Consider the following 19,304-nt stretch of genomic DNA (forward strand, 5'->3'; position numbering starts at 1 on the left):
GCCGCTGGTCCGCAGGTGGCTGTCAGGACGGGCGCGAACTCGGCCGTCGGACATGAGACCAGGCAGAAGATCATGGCTTCGGAGTACTAGGCTGTCTCGCCGTGGGCAAGCGTCGAAAGATCTCCCGGTCCGCCGCGACCGGTGCCAGCGGCTCCGCGAGCGCCGAGAGCCAGACCGCGAAGCGGCAGAAGGTACGGGACGTCTTCGTGCCCCGGCCCTTCGAGGGACTGATCGACGAGGTGGAGTGGATCGCGCTCCGCGAACTGGTGCCGGCGGCTTCCGCCCCGCTGACCCTGGCGCCGCACCTGGTCGAGGAGTTCGGTGACCGGCCGGTCGTCCTGGCCACCGTGCTGCCGATGGCCACGCCCGCGATCACCAAGCCGGACGGCCGGATCATGATCGGCCTGCAGCGACACGTGCAGTCCGGCGACGTCTCCCGGGACCTGGCCGAGGCGCTGCTCTGCGCCCTGCGCACCGAGCCCGGCGGTACGGTCTCGGTGCCGGCGCTGCCCGGCGAGGGTCCCCGGCTGCCGGACGTACTCGTCGACGGGCCGCTGGACATCACCATGCACGACGGGTTCGAGTTCTGGCTCGACCCGGGCGCGGGCGAGGACCCCAACGTGAAGGCGTCGCTGGAGCGGGCGAACGCCTCCATCTATCCGACGGTCCGGCTGGCCGCCGCGCCGGCCGCGTACTGGTGCCAGGTCAGTGACAAGAGCCACGTCCGCTGGGTGCTCCCGGACGACGAGGACGCCGCTCTGGATGCGCTCTCCCGACTCTCCGCCGCCGGTGAGCTGCTGCTCGGCCCGCAGACCAGGTTCGCCGGGATGTTCCGGGCACACGGCCGGCTGGTACCCGTCTGGGATGTTCCCCGGGAGGCCGCGCCCGAGTCGTGGGAGGGCCCGCTCGCGGACTGCGCGAAGCGCTACGCCGCCGCCCTTGCCGATCCGGCCCCGCTGGACGCCGCCGCCCGCCGCGCCAAGCAGGGCCTACTCGGCCGCCAACTGACCCTCCGCTAACCCGCCACGCCCCCCGCCGGACCTCCGGCAGGTCAAGATTCTTGACGGGTTGTGGTTCGGCATGCACCACAGTTCAACAAGAATCTTGACCCCCTCGGGGCGCGGCGGGGCGTCAGCATTTGTTGACGGGTCGGTGTCGTCAGCATATGCTGACGACATGTCCTCGTTCGCCGACCTCGACCGCGCCGTGCACGGAAGCGATCCCGACGCCGCGCTGCGGGCGGTCGCCCGGCTGCGCCGCCTGGTGGAGCAGGTCGAGGCCGAGCAGGTGGCGGCGGCCCGACGGGCAGGCTGGTCGTGGTCCGACATCGCCGTCCGGCTGGGCGTCACCAAGCAGACCGTGCACCGGAAATACCGTGACCAGGAGGTCTGATGTTCCGAGGCGATCACCCCGAACTCCGGCGTACGGTCACCCGCGCCCGGACCGCCGCCGGTGAACTCGACCACCCCCGGGTCGGCAGCGAGCACCTGCTCCTCGCTCTCACCGCCCCCGACCACACCGCAACACCCGACCACACCGCAACACCCGACCACACCGCAACACCCGGCCACACCGCAACACCCGGTCACGGCGTCGGCGCCCTGTTCGGCCGGCACGGCGGCACGGAGCAGGCCATCCGGACAGCCGTCCGCCGGGCCGGACCACTGGGCGCCGGAGCCGCCGCCGACCGCGACCTGCTAGCCCCGCTCGGCGTCGACGTGGCCGGGCTCCTGTCCCAGCTGGCTCCATCCACACTGGACCGTACGACCCGGCCCGAGCCACTGCTGCCGTTGGGCGCGACCCGAGCACGCCGGCGGTGCGCCCGCACCAACCCTCCGCTCGGGCTCGACGCCCAGGCGGCGTACGAAGCGTCGCTCCGACTCGCACTCGCCCGCCGGGACCGCGAACACCGGCCGGAACACCTCGCCCTCGTCCTCGTCGCCCTCGACCCGGCGGTGGCATGGGTACTGGAAGCCGCCGCCGTGGACCGCCCGACCCTGCTCGCCGAGCTGGCCGCCGCCTTCCCGGCACCGGCACGCAACCCACTGCTCCGCGCCGAGCGCCGGATCGGCCAGCGCTCGCGCGGGCACGACCTGGTCCGGCGCTACCAGCGCACCACCGGACGTACGGTCACCTCGGCCGGCGCGGTCGCCACCCTCATCTGCCCCTGAGGAGTCGATCCGAGCACTGGTTCTTCGCGGCCAGCAACTGCAACTCCTGGAACTGCCGCTTGTCGGTGGGCTTCGGTTCGCACAGCATCCGGGCGACCTCGCTGACGCCGACGTCGCGCAGCAGCCCCGCCAGGTGGTCGGGCGACCAGCGGTAGGCCGTGATCACCGTGTGGTCGAAGGACTGTGTCGGGATCGCCGGGTCGTCGGTGGCGAAACAGCTGATCAGCAGCTGGCCGCCGGGGGCCAGGACCCGGGCGAACTCCGCGACCACGGCCGGGAGATCCCTCGGCGGGGTGTGGATGATCGAGGACCGCGAGAGCACCCCGGCCAGCACACCGTCCGCGATGTCGAGCGCCGCCATCGATCCCACCTCGAACCGCAGATCCGGGTTGGCCTTCCGGGCCAGCTCGATCATCGCCGGCGAGGCGTCGACGCCGAAGGCACGCAGCCCCAATCCCCGCAGATGAGCGGTGACGTATCCCGGCCCACACCCCAGGTCGGCAACCTCGCCGTCACCACCGGTGCGCACCAACTCGGCGAACGCGGCAAGCAGTGCCCGCTCCACTGGCCGGTCGCGCAGGCTGTCGGCGAACTGCTCCGCGTACAGCGTGGCGACGGCGTCGTAGGCGTCCCGGGTGGCGGGAAGGGAGTCCAGGTCGGTCACCCGGGGACCGTAACCGACGCCACCGACACGGGGGCGGCACCGCTCAACGCGAGCCGCGCGTTCGTGGCGGGACGGTCCGTCGCCGCCCTGCTGCCCAACGAAGGTGACGCACATGCCGGCCGTCGGGTCGAGGAGCCTCGATCGGGGTTGTCGCGCACGGCGAACCCCGAGCCCTCTCATTGACCTCAACCATGATCGAGGTCCTACGTTTGCCAGGCAATGTCCTCCACCGGCATCACCTGTGAGGAGAGAACACGGATGGCGGCGCAGCACCTTTCCGACACCCAACTCGCGGCCCAACCCGCGGCCTACTGGGCCAAGCTGGCCTACGAGTCCCTGGTCGCCTTCATCCGCGCCCGGCAGGCCGAGTCCGGCTTCACCCAGCCGCAGTTCTGGCTGCTGCGCAACCTGTCGAGGCACGACATCTCGCCCGACGGCCACGGCATGACCGTCGCCGAGCTCCGGCAGGCGATGAGCAGCTACCTCCGGCCCGAGGACGACCTCGACGCGGAGGCGGCGGTCCTGGTGGAGCGGGGCTGGCTCACCCGGGACGGCGAGGGACGGCTGTGGATCACCGAGGCGGGCGAGACGGCACGCGTCGACCTCGGGAAGCATGCCCCGGCGATTCGCGACCGCATCCACCAGGGCATCGACGACGCCGACTACGTCACGACCCTGAAGGTGCTCCGGCAGATGATTCGGAACACCGGCGGCCCGGAGATCTGACGGTTCGCCGCCGGCGGCTGCGGAGCCGAGCCGGAGGCGGGCCGGCACGCGCTGCTGGTGCGGGAGGATGCGGGAGGATGTCGGGATGAACCTGGAGGATCTTCGGCTCGGCGTCTACCACTCGTTCGCGCAGTGCGGGCGGGCTCCCACGACAGACGAGCTGGCTGAGCAGTTCGGGCTCGACACCCAGGCCGTTCAGGCCGGCCTGACCGAACTCGCCGCCTCCCGCCATCTCGTCCTCGACCGGTCCGGCCAGATCGTGATGGCGCACCCGTTCTCCGCCGTACCGCTCGGATTCGCCGTGATGGGCAGCCGGACCCTCTGGTGGGGCGGCTGCGCCTGGGACTCCTTCGCGCTGCCGCATCTGCTGCCCGACGAGGACGAGGTGCTGGTGTCGACCAGATGCCCGGCCTGCGCACATCCGCACGCCTGGAACGTCGGCAACCAGCGGCCGCCCGACGGCGACCAGGTGGCCCACTTCCTGGTACCGGTGTCCCGGATGTGGGACGACGTCGTGCACACCTGCCGGCACCAGCGGTTGTTCTGCTCCGAGTCCTGTGTCGACTCGTGGCGTCGGGCCACGGGTGCGGATCACGGCTACCTGATGGACCTCGGCACCCTCTGGAAGCTCGCCTCGCACTGGTACGACGGGCGCCTCGACCGCGGCTACGTCCGACGCGAACCGTCGGCGGCCCGGGAATACCTGCGCGGCGTAGGCCTCTCGGGCAGCTTCTGGGGAGACGAGCCGGACCCGGCGTGACGACCACGCCGGGCTCCCGTCTGTCCTGTCAGGACTGCTCGCCGACCGAGCCGATCCGCTTCGCCAGCTCGACGAACGCCTGCCAACCCGCCGGCCCGAAGGTAAGCGTGCCCCCGGCGCGGTCCTTGCTGTCCCGGACCAGCACCCGCCCGACCAGATTGTCCGCCACCTCGACACACGCACCCTGGTTGGAGCCGCTGCGGGTGCTCTTGCGCCACCGGGGCACCAGATCACTCATGGTCGTCGACCGCTCTCCGGAGAAGGTCCCTGGACGGCTGCACCGGTAGGGCCAGCCCGCTGACGATCTCCCACGATATTTCCAACTGGTCCAGATCTCCGCCGTCCGTCACCACCCGGCCACGGAGCTGGTCGTCCACATAGCCGGCTCGTCGACCGGCGGGAAGCGTCGCCAGCACGAACGCGCCCTGACGACCAGCGTGCAGGCCAGCCGAACGAGGGACCACGAGGATCTGGATCTTCGGCCGCTGGCTGAGTTCCAGCAGGTGTTCCAACTGCTCCCGGCGCAGCTCGGGCGGCCCGAAGGTCAGCGCGAACTCGTTGATGATCGCCGAGAACGTCGGCGGCTTGGGGCGGTCGACGGTCGCGGCCCGACGCTCCCGTCGGACCTGCAAGGCCCGGTCGACCACCTCGTCCGACAACCAGCCGCCTTGCAGCACGGCACGGGCGTACCCCTCGGTCTGGAGCAGGCCCGGCCCGAGCATCGGCTCCCACCAGCGGAGCAGGGTGGCACGTTCCTCGGTGGACAAGGGCGAACTTCCGGCGTCCTGGCCGGCACCGCCCCGTTCCCATCCCGCCGACGGGAGGCAGCCAGATGAGACAGGTACGCAGCAGGGCCAAGCCCCGCCACCGCCGCGCGTGGTGGCGCCTCTGGCGGTACTGCCGATGCGGTCACCGGTGGCGCTGCCCCGACACGCCCGCACCGGTGCCGGCACGCCACCGGTCGCCGGTCACGCCACCCCGGCCCGAACCCGCCGGAAGCGAGCCGAGCCGAGCCGGGCGGGCCGGAACGGGTGGAGTCGTTCCAGCTCCACCCGTTCCGGGTGCCGGGCGGCCAACCGTCGACCCGACCGGGACGTGTCGACCCGTGCACACCTGGCCAACGGCCGGCCGGGTGCCCACACTCCCGGCCAGGAGCACCGTGCCGGGCGCGGTGCCCGGGTGTGACCGGTGATCGGGCCGCCGGCACGCTGGGAGCGGTTCGCCGCCCGTCGCCGCAGGCGCGAGCAGGAGCGGCAGGTTGCCGGACACACCCCGTCGGAGAGTTACGCCTGCCGGGAGTGTGAGCATCCCTGGCCGTGTCCGCAGGCTCGGCTGGCCCTGCTCGTCGGCTTCGCGGGCGACCGGGTCGGGCTGCTGATGTACCTCGGTGCCCATCTCGCCCGCGCCCTGCAACAGCGTCCGGACACGCACCCCGCACTGATCGTCAGCCAACTCCTGCACTGGGTGCCCCGCCGCCGCTGACCCTGCCCTCCGCTGCCGCTCCGGGTGGGCCGGGGCTGGGGCGGGATCACGCTCGTTCGGTGAAAGAGTGGCCTCATGCGCGGCGGAGGCCACTCTTTCCCGGATCGAGCACGATCGCGTCGCGACTCCTAGCGCGGGGCGGGCGCTGAGCGGGGTCCGGGGCGAGAGTCGGGGTCGGGGTCGGCCGTCGTCGCGGGGTGTAGGGGGTCGCGGACGAGGGGGCAGGACATGCAGCGCGGGCCGCCCCGGCCCGAGCCGAGTTCGGAGCCGGCGATCCGGATCACCTCGATGCCGGCCCGTTCGAGCTGGGCGTTGGTTTCCACGTTGCGCTCGTAGGCGACGCAGAGTCGGGGGGCCAGCGCCAGGGTGTTGTTGCCGTCGTCCCACTGTTCGCGTTCCGCCGTCACCGGGTCCAGGCCGGTGTCGATCACCCGGAGCGTGTCCAGGTCCATCGCGTCGGCCGCCGCCCGCAGGAAGGGTGCCGGCCCGTCGAGCTGGATGTCGCCGTCCGCGCCGGCCACCACCGTGTACGCCGAGAGCGTGTCCGCGATGTTCGGGTACATCAGTACGGCGTCGACGTCGACCATCGTGCACACGGTGTCCAGGTGCATGGTGGCCCGCTCCTGGGCGATCGGCACCACCAGGATGGTGTGCGCCAGTTTCGCCTCGAAGACCCGGCGGGCGAGTCGCTCGGCTCCGGCCGGGGTGGTCCGTTCGCCGACCCCGACGGCCAGCACGCCGGGGGCGAGCAGCAGTACGTCGCCGCCCTCCAGGTGCTCCAGGCTGGGGCCGTACACGAAGGAGGTGCCGGCGAACCGGGGGTGGTAGCGGTAGATCGCGTCGGTCAGACTTGTCTCCCGGCCCCGGGCCGGCATGGCCAGGCTGGTCACCGCCGCGTGGTCGCCGATCCAGGTGGACGAGTCCCGGGTGAAGAGCAGGTTCGGCAGCGGGTCGATCACGAAGTCGAGCCGGTCCATCAGCCGGTAGACCAGGCCGCCGCCCCGGCCGCCGAGCCGCAGCTCCTCGTGGGCGAGGCCGGCGATCAGCACTCCGGCCAGGGCGGCCGGGTCGAGGTACGACAGATGTTCGGCGACCCGCCGACGCAGGGTGTCACCGAGCCGGGGGTCGGCGAGTACCCGTTCGGTCATCTCGGACCGCGCGTCCGACACGGCGAGCGTCTCGGCGAGTAGCGTTCCGATGTAGAGCACCTCGACGCCGCGCCCGGTCAGCGCGGCGGCGAACGCGTCGTGCTCCTCCTGTGCCCGCCCGACCCAGGGGATCGCGTCGAAGAGCAACGAGTCGTTGTTCCGGGGCGTGAGTCGGGCGAGTTCAGGTCCGGGACGATGCAGCAGTACGGTGCCGAGACGGCCGACCTCGCTGTCCACGAAATGGCTCATCTTCGCAGCGTAGGGCAGCAGTTGGCACCATCCGGGAAAACAGGCTTCGGATGAATAGGGCATTCATCCACACTCACTCCGTCGGTTCAACTTGCCGCCCCCTAGTACTGGCCACGTACCGTAGTGAGGAGATAACTTCGAGGGACCTTTTGCCGGAGGTCACGATGACTGTCTTCTCTGCACGATCAGCGGTTCCGCCCGCGAGGGCACTGCCCCCCGCACCGGTCAACCCACTTCCCACGCTGGAGGCCGTCCGGCCGACGCCGATGGACTGGGCCCGTCGGCGCCGCGCCGAACGGGATGCCCGCCGGATCGAGGCGGCCGGTGCACGGGCGTTGAGCCGACTCGACCATCTCGGCCCGTCGTGGCACGTGGTCGACTGGCCGCGTACCGAGCTGACCGAGTCCAGCATGCTCGAGCTGGACTACCGGTCCCGGGACGAGCGGGCCGGCTTCCTCGCGATCGGCCCCAGCGGCCTCTTCGCGGTCACCGTGGCCGACCACGGTCGGTCCCGGGTCCTGATCGCCGGGGACGTCGTGCAGATCAACGGCAGGCGCCCGGCGTACGTCGCGGAGGCGCGCCGGGACGCGAAGCGGGCCGCCAAGGCGCTCAGCAACGCCGTCGGGCTGCCGATTCCGGTCACCCCGGTGCTCACGTTCGTCGGCTCCGGCGTGATCAGCGTCTACGGGCTGCCGAACGAGTGCCTGGTGGCGACCCACCGGGAGTTGGACCGGCTGCTCGTCGCGGGCGGCAACCGGATCAGTGCCGCGACCGCGGAAAAGCTCTCCCGGGTCGCCCAGTCCCCCGCCACCTGGTTGAACGCCCCTTACCGCTCGGCGGCGGACTACCGGTGGTACGAGGAGGGCCGAACGGCGGCTGACAAGCACGCCGGTCGCCGGTAGCGTCACCAGCCGACGCCACCCGCTGAGGCGGCGCCCGTCGCCGCCCGAGGGGGCGTGCGGGACGGGCCGTGCCGGCGGCGGGGACGGTGGACGGCCCAGCCGGCCGGTGCAGCGCGGGGGTCGCGGCCCTGCGGAGCCACCGGCTAGCGTGGGGGGTGGTGCGGCAAATAGGAGGCGCGGTGGCCCACGTCGAACTCTCGATCTCGGAGGCGTTCCCGACGCCGGCGACCACCTCGCCGGGACACGGGTCCACCGGCTTCGACGACGCCGACGGCCGCGCTCACGTCGACGGCCGCGCCGACGCCGGTGGCCGCGCCCGGGTCGACGGTTTCAGCCGGTGGTCGGAGGCCGTTTCGACCGCCGCCGAGCCGTGCCTGCTGATCGACCGGGAGACCACGATCGCCGCCGTCTCGCCGTCCTGCTGCCAACTGCTCGGTCTCGGCACCCCGCTCGAGGCGCTCGGCCTGCCGCTGCTCGGCAGCGCACTGCGGCTGCTCGACTTCACCGCCGCCCGGGGCGAGCTGACCGAGCAGGACGTCGAGAAGATTCCCCCGTTGCTCGCCCTCCAGTCGGCCCGGCTCGCCCGGGGACTGCTCCGGGTGCGCTGCCCGGAGGGCCGCGGCCCGGACGCCACCACCGTGGACGCGATCGCCACCCCGATCCTCACCGACGGCGAGGTCGCCGGCTCGCTCACCTTCTTCGCCGAGGTCTGAAGCAGTCGAGGTCCGAAGCAGTCGAGGTCTGGGGACGGTTGCGGCAGGCGGGGCACGCCGGGAGGCAGGGCCCGGCCGATGAGCGTACCCATGGTGATTTCCCGGTCACCCATCGGCTGGTCTCGTTGACCCGGTCGGCCAGTCGGATGCCTTCCGGGAGGTGATGCACGTCGCGATCAGGTCTTTTGCCGTACGGCGGTATTGGGCCGCTGACGCACCCACCGTAAGGTCTCCTCATGCTCGACATCGCTCTGCTGCCGGAGGAGTACGCCGTGTGCCGGCTGCCCGCCGACGCATCGGTGCCGGCCGGCCTGCTGGCCCCTTCGAGGGACTCCGGCGTCCTCTCGGTGACCCGGAGCGGCAGCGAGTTGTCGATCATCTGCCGGGCCGACCAGGTTCCGGCCGACGCCACCGCCGAGACCCCGTGGCGGTGCCTGCGGGTGGCCGGTCCGCTCGACCTGGCGCTGACCGGGATCCTCGCCTCCCTGGCCGTCCCGCTGGCCGACGCCCGGGTCAACATCGTGGCGTTCTCGACGTTCGACACCGACTATCTGCTGGTCCCCTCGGTACGACTCGTCGAGGCGCTCGCGGCGCTGCGGCAGTACGGGCACCGGATCGCCGGCTGAACGAGCGAGCGCCGGGTACGAGCGGACGGATCGTCGGAGCCTTTCCGACCGGGCCGGCGGCACCGGCAGCGGCAGCAGCCGTGCCGGCGGCAGCGCACGCCGGGTCGGCACCTGAAGGGGGGTCGATCATGGCTACGCCCTACCATTGGCGGGGCAATCCGCCGCACCACCCACGGCAGCCACCGATGCCCGAGGACCCGCCGTGCTCCGTCTCCCGTCGCCCGATCCCGGGGCGCCCCCGTCACCCGGTCCCGTCGCGCGCCCGTCACCCGGTCCGGTCGCGCCCCCGTCACCCGGTCCCGTCGCGCGCTCCTCGTCCGGTCCCGTCGCGCGCTCCTCGTCCGGTCCGGTCGCGCCGCCGCCGACCGGTTCCGTCGCGCCTTCGTCGTCCTCCGGGCCTGTCGCGCGCCCGGCGCCCGGCCGTGTCGCCGGTCGGCTCCGTGCCGCCCGGAGCCTGCCCGGGTGGCTGGCCCTGGGTTGCTGTCTCGCCCTGGCGGCCTGCGGTGTGCCGCCGGAGCTGAAGGAGCCGCAAACCACCCCGACCCGGCCGACCCGCACCCCGACGGTCGGCCCGACCGGCCTTCCGACGGCCGTACCGAGTCTGTCCCCGACACCGACGCCGAGACCGACCGCCCTGGCCGCCTGCCCGGCCAGCGGATCGATCCGCGACCAGGTCACCGCGCTGCTGCGCCGGACCGCGAACCTGCCCCGATCGGGCCGGGTCACCTTCCAGACCGGGCCGCTCTGCCTGGAGGACTGGCAGTACAGCGTCGTGGCGGTGGCCGGCCGGGAGCCGTTGCAGGCGGTGACCCGGGGCCGGGCCGGCAACCTGCGACTGGTCACCGCCGGCACCGACGTCTGCAACATCACGGTACGCGCGGAGGCGCCACCGGGGTTGCGGACCACGGTGTGTGACGCGCCCCCGCCCGCGTACGGCGGTTTGTAGGCTGACGGCATGCCCGGAACTCCGCCGACCCGCTTCGTCTACCTGGGGCCCGAGGGGACCTTCGCCGAACAGGCGCTGCGAACCATCCCGGCCGCGGAACGCGGCACCCGTACCCCGGCGCGCAGCGTGCCGGAGGCACTGGACGCGGTACGCGCCGGTGACGCCGACGCCGCGCTTGTGCCGCTGGAGAACTCCATCGGCGGTGCGGTGGCGGTGACGCTCGACGAGATGGTCGACGGTGAACCGCTGGTGATCACCCGCGAGGTGGTGCTGCCGGTCGAGTTCGTGCTCGCCGGGCCGCCGGGCCGGACCCTCGCCGGGGTGCACACCGTGGCGGCCCATCCGCAGGCGTCCACCCAGTGCCGGCGCTGGCTGCGCGAGCACCTGCCCGACGCGGTCGTGGTGGACGTGCTCTCCAACGCCGCCGCCGCGCTCGCCGCGGTGCAGGGCGAGCAGGACGCCGCGATCTGCGCGCCGATCGGCGCCAGCCGGCACCGGCTCGCCGTACTCGCCGACAAGATCGCCGACCACGACGACGCGGTGACCAGGTTCGTGCTGCTCAGCAGACCGGGACCGCCGCCGCCACGGACCGGTGACGACCTGACCTCGCTCGCCGTCTACATCGCGCACGACCGGGTCGGCGCCCTGCTCGCGGTGCTGATGGAGCTGGCGGTACGCGGGGTCAACCTGACCCGGATCGAGTCCCGGCCCACCGGCGAGGCGCTCGGCCGGTACGCGTTCTTCCTCGACTGCGCCGGGCACGTCGCCGACGACCGGGTCGGCGAGGCACTCCAGGGGTTGCGGAGGATCTGCGCGGAGGTGCGCTTCCTGGGGTCGTACCCGAGGCATCGCGGCAGCACGGCGGTGGCCGACCGGCCGGTCCCGGCGCCGGCCGGGCTCTCCGACGTGGACTACGCCGACGCGGCGGCCTGGCTGGCCCGGCTGCGGGCCGGCGAACTCTCCTAGGGTCCCGGCGGGCGGGCCGTCCTGGCCGCCGGACCGTCCGGACGGTTCGCCCGGATACGCGGCGAACCGAAGCGGGCGTCCGAAGTTTCTGCGCGCGAGGGCTTCGACACCTGCCGTACTCATTTACACTCGTCGATGGACACCCTTGGTTCACCAGCGGTTCATGATCCCTGGCCGCCGGTGTGCGAGGCACCCCACCGCGCCTCGGTCCAAACCCCCGTCCCCTGACGAACAGGACCGACCGTCATGACCACCGTGGTACGCCGAACCACCCTCGCCGGAGGGCTCGCCGCAGCCCTGCTGGCCGGACCGCTCGCCGTCGCGGCCACCGCCGCACCGACCGCCACCATCACCCTCAACGGGAACAGCGCGAGCGTCACCGGCAGCAACGTCACCGTCTCCGGCAGCGCGGTCACCATCACCGCCCCCGGCTCCTACCAGATCAGCGGCACGCTGAACAACGGATACGTCAACGTGGCCAGCGCCGCCGCCGGAACCGTGGAACTGATCCTCAGCGGTGCCTCGATCACCAACTCCAGCTCCTCCCCGCTCCACGTCACCGACGCCGACGCGGTCACCGTGACCCTGGCCGCCGGGACCAGCAACCGGCTCACCGACGCGACGACGTACACCAACACCGGGGAGCCGGACGCGGCGCTGTTCAGCGCGGCCGACCTGACCATCGGCGGCACCGGGTCGCTGGACGTCCGGGCCAACTACGCCGACGGCATCGTCAGCAAGGACGACCTGGTGATCCAGTCCGGCACGATCACCGTGAACTCGGTGGACGACGCCATCCGTGGCAAGGACTCGCTCACCGTCAACGGCGGCACAATAAACGTGACCTCCAGCGCCGGCGACGGGATCAAGTCCAACGAGACCGAGGCCGGCAAGGGCGTCCTCACCATCACCAACGGCAACATCACCGCCGCCGTCGCCGACGACGCGATCAAGGGCGAGAACGACCTGAACATCTCCGGCGGCACCATCAACGTGACCAGGTCGTACGAGGCGCTCGAAGGGCTCCGCACCACGATCAGCGGCGGCACCGTCAACGCCGTGGCGACCGACGACGCGGTGAACGCCGCCGAAGAGGGTCTGGGCCACATGCAGCCGTCCACGATCGCGTTCATCCGGGTCACCGGCGGCACGGTGGTGGCGACCGGCGGGACCGACGGCTTCGACTCCAACGGCTCGCTCACCTTCGCCGGTGGCACCGTGGTGGCCAAGGGCTCCAGCCGGGTGGGCGGTGGCGAGGGCGCGATCGACGCCGACGGGCCGATCACCTTCACCGCCGGCACGGTGCTGGGCGCCGGCCTGACCTCGATGGCCGTGTTCCGGGCGGTACCGAACACCGGCCAGGGCTGGGTGGCGCCCCGGTTCAGCGCCAACCTCGCCACCAACACGATCGTGCACGTCGTCTCCGGCAACACGGTGCTGGCGTCGTACCGGACGTCGGCCAACACCCGCGAGGTCGTCTTCTCGTCGAACCGGATCACCAACGGCCAGCAGTACGACATCTACACCGGCGGCAGCGTGTCCGGGACCGGTGTCGGGGGTTACCACAGCAGCGGCAGCATCAGCGGTGCGACCCGGGTGCTGACCGGCGTCACCGCCGGACGGTACGGCCGGTTCTGAGCTGAGCGACACCCGACACGGTTGAGCGACACCCGACCGGCCGAGCAACACGCGACCGGTCGAGCGACACCCGACCGGCACGGGCCGGAGGCGCCCCCGGGCGAGGCGCCTCCGGCGGCCGGACGCTGCCGGCGGCTGTCAGTCGAGCAGTTGGTTGAGCAGGCCGCCGCCACCGCTCTGCTCCTGGCGGCCCATGCCCTGGATCGGCGGCTCCTCGGACGGCTGCACGATCACGAAGCCCTGGCCGGCGAAGCTCATCGTGAAAGCCTCACCGGTACGCCGGCCGAGCAGCGTGCCGAGGCCGAGCTGCTCGGCCCGGTGGTAGCCGGTCTGCAGGCTCGCCGACCAGGCGACCGCCGCCTGCGGGTCGACGTACGTCGGCGCGTCGACGTTCAGCACCACCGGGGTGCCCTTGGTGGTGATCGCGATCCGTCCGTAGCCGCTGAAGACGCAGTTGAACAGGCCGGACGACGACATCATGCCGGCACCGCCGACCATCTTGATGTCGTACTGGAGGGTCGAGTCGAAGGCGAGCACGCTGGAACCGTTTATCGACAGCGCGTCGCCGGGCTCCAGGTCGATGATGTGCACGTCCGCCGCGTAGTCGGCGAGGAAGACGTCGCCCCGCCCGCTGATCCTCATCAGCGGGACACCCTCGCCGGTCAGCTTCTGCTTGAGAAACTTGCCGAGTCCGCCCGAGCCCAGCGCCTGGAACTGCACCTGCCCCTGGTACGCGACCATGGAGCCGACCCGGGCCATCGCCTCGCCGTTAAGTTCGATCTTGAGCATCTTGGAGTTCTGCAGCCGCATGCCGGGCTGGTCTGACTCCTTCTCCAGGTTCTCCGCCGAGAACAGCGCGCTGCGCATCACGTTCCTCCTGTGGGTGGAGGACCGAGGGTAGGTGTCCGGCGCAACCGGGCAGGTCGCGGGGCCCGCATCCGCGGTGCTCAGCCCCAGCCGAGGTCGTGCAGCCGGTCGTCGTCGATGCCGAAGTGGTGGGCGATCTCGTGCACCACCGTGATCGCGATCTCGTCGACGACGTCGTCCTCGTCGTCACAGATCCGCAGGATCGGCCGGCGGTAGATGAGGATCCGGTCGGGCAGCACCCCGGCGTAGTCCCAGCCTCGACTGGTCAGCGCGTGGCCCTCGTAGAGACCCAGCAGCTCGGGGCCGTCCTCCGGCGAGTCGTCCTCGACCAGGATGACGACGTTGCTCATCAGGTTGAGCAGTTCCTCCGGCACCTCGTCGAGGGCCTCGGCGACCAGTTCCTCGAAACGCTCACGGCTCATCTCGACCGGCACGCGCCCAATTGTGCCGCACACGCCGTGCCGCACACGCCGTGCCGCACCTGCCGGGAGCAGACCGCCGCCGGTGCGCAGGCGACGGTCCGCACCTGGGGTCAGGCGGAGAGGCGGGCGTTCAGCGAGATCTCGGCGCCGGGCGAGAGCAGCCGGGAGATCGGGCACCCCGCCTTGGCGGCCTCGGCCAGCTTGTTGAACTCGGCCTCGTCGATCCCCGGCACGTCGCCGACGGTGTCGAGATCGATCCGGGTCACCGTCATGCCCGCGTCGGTCTTGTCGAGGTGGACCTGGGCGGTGGTCTCCACCGAGGTCGGCGTGAAGCCGGCGTCGGCGAGAGCCTTGGAGAACGCCATCGAGAAACAGCCGGCGTGCGCGGCGCCGATCAGCTCCTCCGGGTTGGTGCCCTCGCCCTCCTCGAAGCGGGACTTGAACGAGTAGTTCCCCTGCAACCCGCCCTTGCCGGTGCGGATCGTGCCGGAACCTTCGGTGAGATTGCCCTGCCAGCGGGCGGATGCGGTGCGGATAGGCATGGTGCCGACGCTAGCTCATGCCGAGCGGCGACGCGACGACCCGGGCCAGGACGCCGGGCGGCGGCGTCGCGGCACAGGTCCGCGCCGGGGCCGCTGTGCCATCATCGAGCCAGGAGCCCGCCGCGGAAGGGACAGCCATGCCCGACGACGTCTCCATCCCCCGCCAGGACGGACCGGACGCTGCCAGCGTCGTCTCCTGGGGCGACCGCCCGGATACCGGCGGACGGGCCGGACTCGCCCTGCGCCGGCTCGGCCGGGACAGCCGGCTGGTGCCGGTGATCGGTGTCGCCGGTGCCGCCGCCGCCTTCGCCTCGCTGATCGGCGACTGGGCGGTGACAAGCATGACGGTCGAGGGCGCCGAGAACGCGGTCGCGCTGGGCAGCGGGGTCGCGGACATGTCGGCGTTCGGCACGGCGTACCTGGTCGGGGTGTTCGGGGTGGTCGGCTGCCTCGCCCTGGTCCTCTTCGGCTCGCCCGGCGTACGCCACGACGCCCGGGTCGCCGGACTCGCCGGAGCAGGTGCGGTACTCGGGGTACTCGTCGCCGCCACCGGTTCCCTCGACACCCTGGCCGACCGCTGGCAGGTGTACGGCCAGCTCGACGGGATGGTCATCGAATACGGCCAGGGGCTCGTGCTGGCGTACGTCGCCGTCGGCGGACTCGGGCTGGCCCTGCTGCTCGCCGGCCGCTTCGTCCGGCGTACCGCCGCCCCGCCGGCGTCGGCCGCCGAACCCGGTACCCCGGCCGGGGCGGCCACCCCCGAGGAGTCCGACTGGCCGTGGCGGCGTCCCCGGCCGGCCGGGGACCCGGAGGTGCCCGACGATGACGACGGCCGCCCGCCGCCGCCCGACCTGACGGTGACCCCGACCAAGCCGTTCGCCCGCTGAGGAACCCCCTGTTCCGTCACCAGCGACAATCGCCGGCCACCCGACGTCGGCACCGGGCGCCGGTACCGGACGGGCGTATCTCGATACCCGTGCCGCACCGTGCGGCGGTAGGCTCGGTTCCCGTGATTGACCTGCGTCTGCTCCGCGACGATCCGGAAACCGTCCGTGCCAGCCAGCGTGCCCGTGGCGAGTCCGAGTCGGCGGTCGACGACCTGCTCCGGGCCGACGAGGAGCGGCGGGCGGCGGTCGGGCGCTTCGAGGCGCTGCGGGCCGAGCAGAAGCAGCTCGGCAAGCGGATGCCGAAGGCCGACCCGGCGGAGAAGGCCGGGCTGCTCGCCCGGACCAAGGAACTCTCCGCGGAGGTGAAGGCGGCCGAGGCGGCCGTCGGCGCGGCCGAGGCGGTGCTGCGCCAGGCGCAGTACGCGATCCCGAACGTGGTCGAGGAGGGCGCCCCGCCCGGCGGCGAGGACGACTTCGTGGTGCTCCGCGAGGTCGGCACCCGGCCCGAGATCGAGAACCCGCGCGACCACCTGGAGCTGGGCGAGGCGCTGCGGGCGATCGACGTCGAGCGCGGGGCGAAGACCTCGGGCAGCCGCTTCTACTACCTGACCGGGGTCGGCGCGCTGCTCCAGCTCGGCCTGCTGCAACTCGCCGTCGCCCAGGCCGTGGAGTACGGCTTCACCCCGACCATCACCCCGTCGCTGGTCAAGCCGGAGGCGATGGAGGGGACCGGTTTCCTCGGTTCGCACGCCAGCGAGATCTACCGGCTGGAGGCCGACGACCTGTTCCTGGTCGGCACCAGCGAGGTGCCGCTGGCGGCGTACCACTCGGGGGAGATCCTGGACCTGGCCGAGCCGGTCCGGTACGCCGGCTGGTCGTCCTGCTACCGCCGGGAGGCCGGGTCGTACGGCCGGGACACCCGGGGGATCATCCGGGTGCACCAGTTCGACAAGGTCGAGATGTTCTCCTACTGCCGCCCGGACGAGGCGCACGCCGAGCACCTGCGGCTGCTGGCCTGGGAGGAGGAGATGCTGGCCAAGGTCGAGGTGCCGTACCGGGTGATCGACGTGGCAGCCGGCGACCTGGGCAGCAGCGCGGCCCGCAAGTACGACTGCGAGGCGTGGGTGCCGTCGCAGGGCCGGTACCGCGAGGTCACCTCGACCTCGAACTGCACCACCTTCCAGGCCCGCCGGCTGAACGTGCGATACCGGGACGAGCAGGGCAGGTCGCAGACCGCCGCCACCCTGAACGGCACCCTGGCCACCACCCGGTGGCTGGTGCCGATCCTGGAGAACCACCAGCAACCGGACGGCTCGGTACGGGTCCCCAAGGCCCTCCAGCCGTACCTCGGCGGCCGGGACGTACTCGAACCGGCGTGAGGACGGCGGCGAACCGGAGTGATCCGGTTTGGTGAGAAGCACTTCACACAAAAGTGCTCGGTGGAGCCCTGGCAGGGCTTCTGACCTGCGGCGGCATAGATCACGCCTCCTTTACGGGGCGCAGGCGGGGCACATCGCGCCGGAACACGTCATCGATCGCCTGGCGCGACCGGTCTTCGTCGTCCGGCCAGAGGTGGGTGTACACCTTCAGGGTCATCGAGGCGTCGGCGTGGCCGAGGCGGGCCGCGACGACCTTGGGGTTGAGGCCGGCCCGGATCAGCGCGCTGGCGTAGAAGTGGCGTAGATCGTGCATCGTCACGTCCGGCAGGCCGGCGCCGGTCCGGGCCGGCTCCCAGGTGTCGTTGAAGGTGTTCCGGCTCAGCGCGTTACCGGCCGGGTCGCGGAAGATCCACGCCGTGCCCTTCGCCGGGTAGTCCTTCAGGTGCGCGGCGAGCGCGTCGACCACCACCTGGCCGAGCGGGATCGTGCGGTAGCTGGCCCGGTTCTTCAGCGGCCCGACCAGCGTCCCGCCGCCGGCCTTCGGCTGCACCTGGCGATCCAGCGTCACCGTGCGCCGCAGAAAGTCGACGTCCGCGACCTGGAGGCCGAACAGCTCACCCTGGCGCAGGCCGGCGCCGGCACCGACGACGACCAGCGCCCGGTACCGTGGATCGATCGCGTCGGCGAGCGCGTCGACCTGGTCGACGGTCAGCGGCACGATCTCCTCGTGCGGTAGCTCCGGCAGCTTGATCCGCTGGCACGGGTCGTGCCCGATCAGCCGGTCGCGGACGGCGGCACCGAGGATCGCGCGCACCGTGGCGTACACCGGCCGGACCGAGCTGGGCGCCAGATCCAGGCCGGTCACCAACGCCTGAATCTCCGACGTCCGGATCTGCGCGACCGGCCGCTGGCCGAGCACCGGGTAGACGTGCTTGCCGAGCGCGTACCCGATCCGGGCGGCGGTGTTCGGCCGGTGCGGCTGCATCGCGCGCCACTTCTCGGCGTACGACTGGAACGTCATCTTCCCGGCGGCCGGGTCGATGTACGTGCCGGTGTTCATCCGGTGCTCTACCTCGGAGCGGAACCGGTCGGCGTCGACCTTGCGGGTGAACGACTTCTTCCGCTGCTTGCCGGCCTCGTCGCGCCAGCGGGTCACGTACCCGGGGCGGCCGTCCTTCCGCCGCTCAACGCTCGCCATCGTCGCCGCCAGCAGTCGTCACCGTGTACCGGCCACCGAAGCCGCCCCTGCCGTCCTGCTCGACCTCCACGACGTACCGCAGCCGGTTCGGGTTCCCACCCGACCGCGCGACCAGGAAGCGGCCGATCTCGTCAACGATCGAGTTCGCCTCGTGCGGGCGGTTCTCGCGGATGTAGGCGCTCACCTTCGGGTCGACCAGGTCGACAGACTCGCCGCGCCGGGTCAGCGGTTGCTCACCGACCGCCCAACGCCACGCCGCTTGCCAATCCGCGACGACCTCGGGGGTCAGCGGCACCCCGTCCGGCGTCGGGTCGTGCGGCAGCAGCAGCGTCAGCGGCGACACGTCGAGCACGACCGCCAGCGCCACCAGCTCGGCCGCGCTGATCTGCCGCCGCCCTTTCTCGGCGCGGTTCAGACCATCGGCGTTGATCGGCCGGCCGATCGCGGCCAGGTGCTCCGCGAGCCTCCGCAGGCTCAGCCCGCGTTGGTCTCGGACCCTCGCGAGGTTGGCCCCGATCACTTCGTCTGTCGACATAACCGCGACAGTACCCGACGACTTGTCGACGCGCAAGCATGCGTGTAGCGTCTCGATCATCGCGACGTCCGTCGAGAAAATCTCGGCAGACGTCTTGACTGGAAGGACGCACGCTCATGCGTGACACCCGCCCCCTCGCCTCCTCCCAGGAGCTCGCCGAGTACCTCGGTGTGCCGGTTCGGACTCTCGACCGGTGGGCGTACTGCAAGACCGGGCCCCGATACGCACTCGTGGGCCGCCATCGGCGGTACCGGTGGGCCGACGTCGAGAAGTGGCTCGACCAGCAGACCGAGCAGGCCGGGCAGGCAGCCTGATGGACCGGAACGGAGAAGCCCGCCACCCCCGGGCAGGGGCGACGGGCCAGGAGTCGACCGGCGAGACGTCGACCACGATGCTACTGCCACCGGCCGGCCCGGTCCGGGTCCGCTGGCGCAGGGTCGAAGTCGACCGGGGCCGCGGATGGTCCCTGGTCCGCTGGGAGAC

24 protein-coding genes are annotated in these 19,304 nt (G+C 72.0%); 15 read left to right on the forward strand and 9 right to left on the reverse strand.

Going from position 1 to position 19,304, the window contains the following annotated elements:
* Positions 1-101: 101 nt before the first annotated feature.
* The 3 genes from ACN28A_RS13090 to ACN28A_RS13100 all read left to right on the forward strand — a co-directional run bounded on the left by ACN28A_RS13090 (position 102) and on the right by ACN28A_RS13100 (position 2,171).
* Positions 102-1,019 carry a DUF5926 family protein gene (locus ACN28A_RS13090; protein ID WP_421395346.1) on the forward strand — a complete coding sequence of 306 codons (918 nt, stop codon included), beginning with the start codon at positions 102-104 and terminating at the stop codon, positions 1,017-1,019.
* Between the two features lie 157 nt (positions 1,020-1,176).
* Entirely contained in the window at positions 1,177-1,392 is a 216-nt protein-coding gene (locus ACN28A_RS13095; RefSeq protein WP_421395347.1) for a helix-turn-helix domain-containing protein, read from the forward strand.
* Positions 1,392-2,171 (forward strand): Clp protease N-terminal domain-containing protein, encoded by a 780-nt coding sequence (locus ACN28A_RS13100; RefSeq protein ID WP_421395348.1) that lies wholly within the window; start codon positions 1,392-1,394, stop codon positions 2,169-2,171. Before ACN28A_RS13095 ends, ACN28A_RS13100 begins: the two co-directional genes overlap by 1 nt.
* On the opposite strand, the gene ACN28A_RS13105 is transcribed toward ACN28A_RS13100, so the two are convergent.
* A complete protein-coding gene (locus tag ACN28A_RS13105) occupies positions 2,158-2,835 on the reverse strand; it encodes a class I SAM-dependent methyltransferase (protein WP_421395350.1) in 678 nt (225 codons plus the stop codon). The genes ACN28A_RS13100 and ACN28A_RS13105 overlap by 14 nt on opposite strands.
* A gap of 258 nt (positions 2,836-3,093) precedes the next feature.
* Here ACN28A_RS13105 and ACN28A_RS13110 point away from each other — a divergent pair, with 258 nt between their 5' ends.
* Positions 3,094-3,561, forward strand: coding sequence for a MarR family winged helix-turn-helix transcriptional regulator (locus ACN28A_RS13110; RefSeq protein ID WP_421395351.1), 468 nt, complete (start codon positions 3,094-3,096; stop codon positions 3,559-3,561).
* A gap of 85 nt (positions 3,562-3,646) precedes the next feature.
* On the forward strand, positions 3,647-4,321 hold the full coding sequence (gene merB / locus ACN28A_RS13115) for an organomercurial lyase (RefSeq protein ID WP_421395353.1): 675 nt from the start codon (positions 3,647-3,649) through the stop codon (positions 4,319-4,321).
* Between the two features lie 28 nt (positions 4,322-4,349).
* Here the strand turns inward: merB and ACN28A_RS13120 are convergent, their stop codons facing one another.
* Both ACN28A_RS13120 and ACN28A_RS13125 read right to left on the reverse strand, forming a co-directional pair.
* On the reverse strand, positions 4,350-4,559 hold the full coding sequence (locus ACN28A_RS13120; RefSeq protein WP_421395355.1) for a DUF397 domain-containing protein: 210 nt from the start codon (positions 4,557-4,559) through the stop codon (positions 4,350-4,352).
* Positions 4,552-5,088: a DUF5753 domain-containing protein gene (locus tag ACN28A_RS13125; RefSeq protein ID WP_421395356.1), complete on the reverse strand. Its 537-nt coding sequence runs from the start codon at positions 5,086-5,088 to the stop codon at positions 4,552-4,554. Before ACN28A_RS13125 ends, ACN28A_RS13120 begins: the two co-directional genes overlap by 8 nt.
* 421 nt (positions 5,089-5,509) lie before the next feature.
* On the opposite strand from ACN28A_RS13125, the gene ACN28A_RS13130 reads away from it, so the two are divergent.
* Positions 5,510-5,803: a hypothetical protein gene (locus ACN28A_RS13130; protein ID WP_421395358.1), complete on the forward strand. Its 294-nt coding sequence runs from the start codon at positions 5,510-5,512 to the stop codon at positions 5,801-5,803.
* Positions 5,804-5,931: 128 nt separating this feature from the next.
* On the opposite strand, the gene ACN28A_RS13135 is transcribed toward ACN28A_RS13130, so the two are convergent.
* Positions 5,932-7,200 carry an arginine deiminase gene (locus ACN28A_RS13135; protein WP_421395359.1) on the reverse strand — a complete coding sequence of 423 codons (1,269 nt, stop codon included), beginning with the start codon at positions 7,198-7,200 and terminating at the stop codon, positions 5,932-5,934.
* Between the two features lie 164 nt (positions 7,201-7,364).
* On the opposite strand from ACN28A_RS13135, the gene ACN28A_RS13140 reads away from it, so the two are divergent.
* The 6 genes from ACN28A_RS13140 to ACN28A_RS13165 all read left to right on the forward strand — a co-directional run bounded on the left by ACN28A_RS13140 (position 7,365) and on the right by ACN28A_RS13165 (position 12,991).
* Complete coding sequence (locus tag ACN28A_RS13140; protein WP_421395361.1) at positions 7,365-8,102, forward strand: hypothetical protein; 738 nt, start codon at positions 7,365-7,367, stop codon at positions 8,100-8,102.
* 179 nt (positions 8,103-8,281) lie between these two features.
* Entirely contained in the window at positions 8,282-8,815 is a 534-nt protein-coding gene (locus ACN28A_RS13145) for a PAS domain-containing protein (RefSeq protein ID WP_421395363.1), read from the forward strand.
* 236 nt (positions 8,816-9,051) lie between these two features.
* The gene (locus ACN28A_RS13150) at positions 9,052-9,441 is read left to right on the forward strand and encodes an ACT domain-containing protein (protein ID WP_421395364.1); all 390 of its coding nucleotides are present in this window, start codon (positions 9,052-9,054) and stop codon (positions 9,439-9,441) included.
* A gap of 505 nt (positions 9,442-9,946) precedes the next feature.
* A complete protein-coding gene (locus tag ACN28A_RS13155; protein ID WP_421395366.1) occupies positions 9,947-10,387 on the forward strand; it encodes a hypothetical protein in 441 nt (146 codons plus the stop codon).
* 9 nt (positions 10,388-10,396) lie between these two features.
* Positions 10,397-11,353 (forward strand): prephenate dehydratase, encoded by a 957-nt coding sequence (pheA, locus tag ACN28A_RS13160; protein ID WP_421395368.1) that lies wholly within the window; start codon positions 10,397-10,399, stop codon positions 11,351-11,353.
* A gap of 246 nt (positions 11,354-11,599) precedes the next feature.
* Entirely contained in the window at positions 11,600-12,991 is a 1,392-nt protein-coding gene (locus ACN28A_RS13165) for a carbohydrate-binding domain-containing protein (RefSeq protein ID WP_421395369.1), read from the forward strand.
* 138 nt (positions 12,992-13,129) lie between these two features.
* Here the strand turns inward: ACN28A_RS13165 and ACN28A_RS13170 are convergent, their stop codons facing one another.
* From ACN28A_RS13170 to ACN28A_RS13180, 3 genes are all read right to left on the reverse strand, one after another.
* Entirely contained in the window at positions 13,130-13,858 is a 729-nt protein-coding gene (locus ACN28A_RS13170; RefSeq protein ID WP_421395370.1) for an AIM24 family protein, read from the reverse strand.
* Between the two features lie 80 nt (positions 13,859-13,938).
* The gene (locus tag ACN28A_RS13175) at positions 13,939-14,280 is read right to left on the reverse strand and encodes a metallopeptidase family protein (protein ID WP_421404354.1); all 342 of its coding nucleotides are present in this window, start codon (positions 14,278-14,280) and stop codon (positions 13,939-13,941) included.
* 110 nt (positions 14,281-14,390) lie between these two features.
* Positions 14,391-14,822 carry an OsmC family protein gene (locus ACN28A_RS13180; RefSeq protein ID WP_203859424.1) on the reverse strand — a complete coding sequence of 144 codons (432 nt, stop codon included), beginning with the start codon at positions 14,820-14,822 and terminating at the stop codon, positions 14,391-14,393.
* A gap of 137 nt (positions 14,823-14,959) precedes the next feature.
* Here ACN28A_RS13180 and ACN28A_RS13185 point away from each other — a divergent pair, with 137 nt between their 5' ends.
* On the forward strand, positions 14,960-15,709 hold the full coding sequence (locus ACN28A_RS13185) for a hypothetical protein (RefSeq protein WP_421395371.1): 750 nt from the start codon (positions 14,960-14,962) through the stop codon (positions 15,707-15,709).
* A gap of 122 nt (positions 15,710-15,831) precedes the next feature.
* The gene (gene serS / locus ACN28A_RS13190) at positions 15,832-17,088 is read left to right on the forward strand and encodes a serine--tRNA ligase (protein WP_421395373.1); all 1,257 of its coding nucleotides are present in this window, start codon (positions 15,832-15,834) and stop codon (positions 17,086-17,088) included.
* Between the two features lie 100 nt (positions 17,089-17,188).
* Here the strand turns inward: serS and ACN28A_RS13195 are convergent, their stop codons facing one another.
* Positions 17,189-18,286 (reverse strand): tyrosine-type recombinase/integrase, encoded by a 1,098-nt coding sequence (locus tag ACN28A_RS13195; protein WP_421395375.1) that lies wholly within the window; start codon positions 18,284-18,286, stop codon positions 17,189-17,191.
* Positions 18,273-18,821 carry a helix-turn-helix domain-containing protein gene (locus tag ACN28A_RS13200; RefSeq protein ID WP_421395376.1) on the reverse strand — a complete coding sequence of 183 codons (549 nt, stop codon included), beginning with the start codon at positions 18,819-18,821 and terminating at the stop codon, positions 18,273-18,275. The genes ACN28A_RS13195 and ACN28A_RS13200 overlap by 14 nt, the downstream gene beginning before the upstream one ends.
* Before the next feature lie 116 nt (positions 18,822-18,937).
* Here ACN28A_RS13200 and ACN28A_RS13205 point away from each other — a divergent pair, with 116 nt between their 5' ends.
* A complete protein-coding gene (locus ACN28A_RS13205; protein ID WP_421395377.1) occupies positions 18,938-19,135 on the forward strand; it encodes a helix-turn-helix transcriptional regulator in 198 nt (65 codons plus the stop codon).
* The last annotated feature ends 169 nt before the right edge of the window (positions 19,136-19,304 follow it).

Origin of the sequence: Plantactinospora sp. WMMB782, assembly GCF_049179135.1 — a bacterium.
Classification (GTDB): Bacteria; Actinomycetota; Actinomycetes; order Mycobacteriales; family Micromonosporaceae; genus Plantactinospora.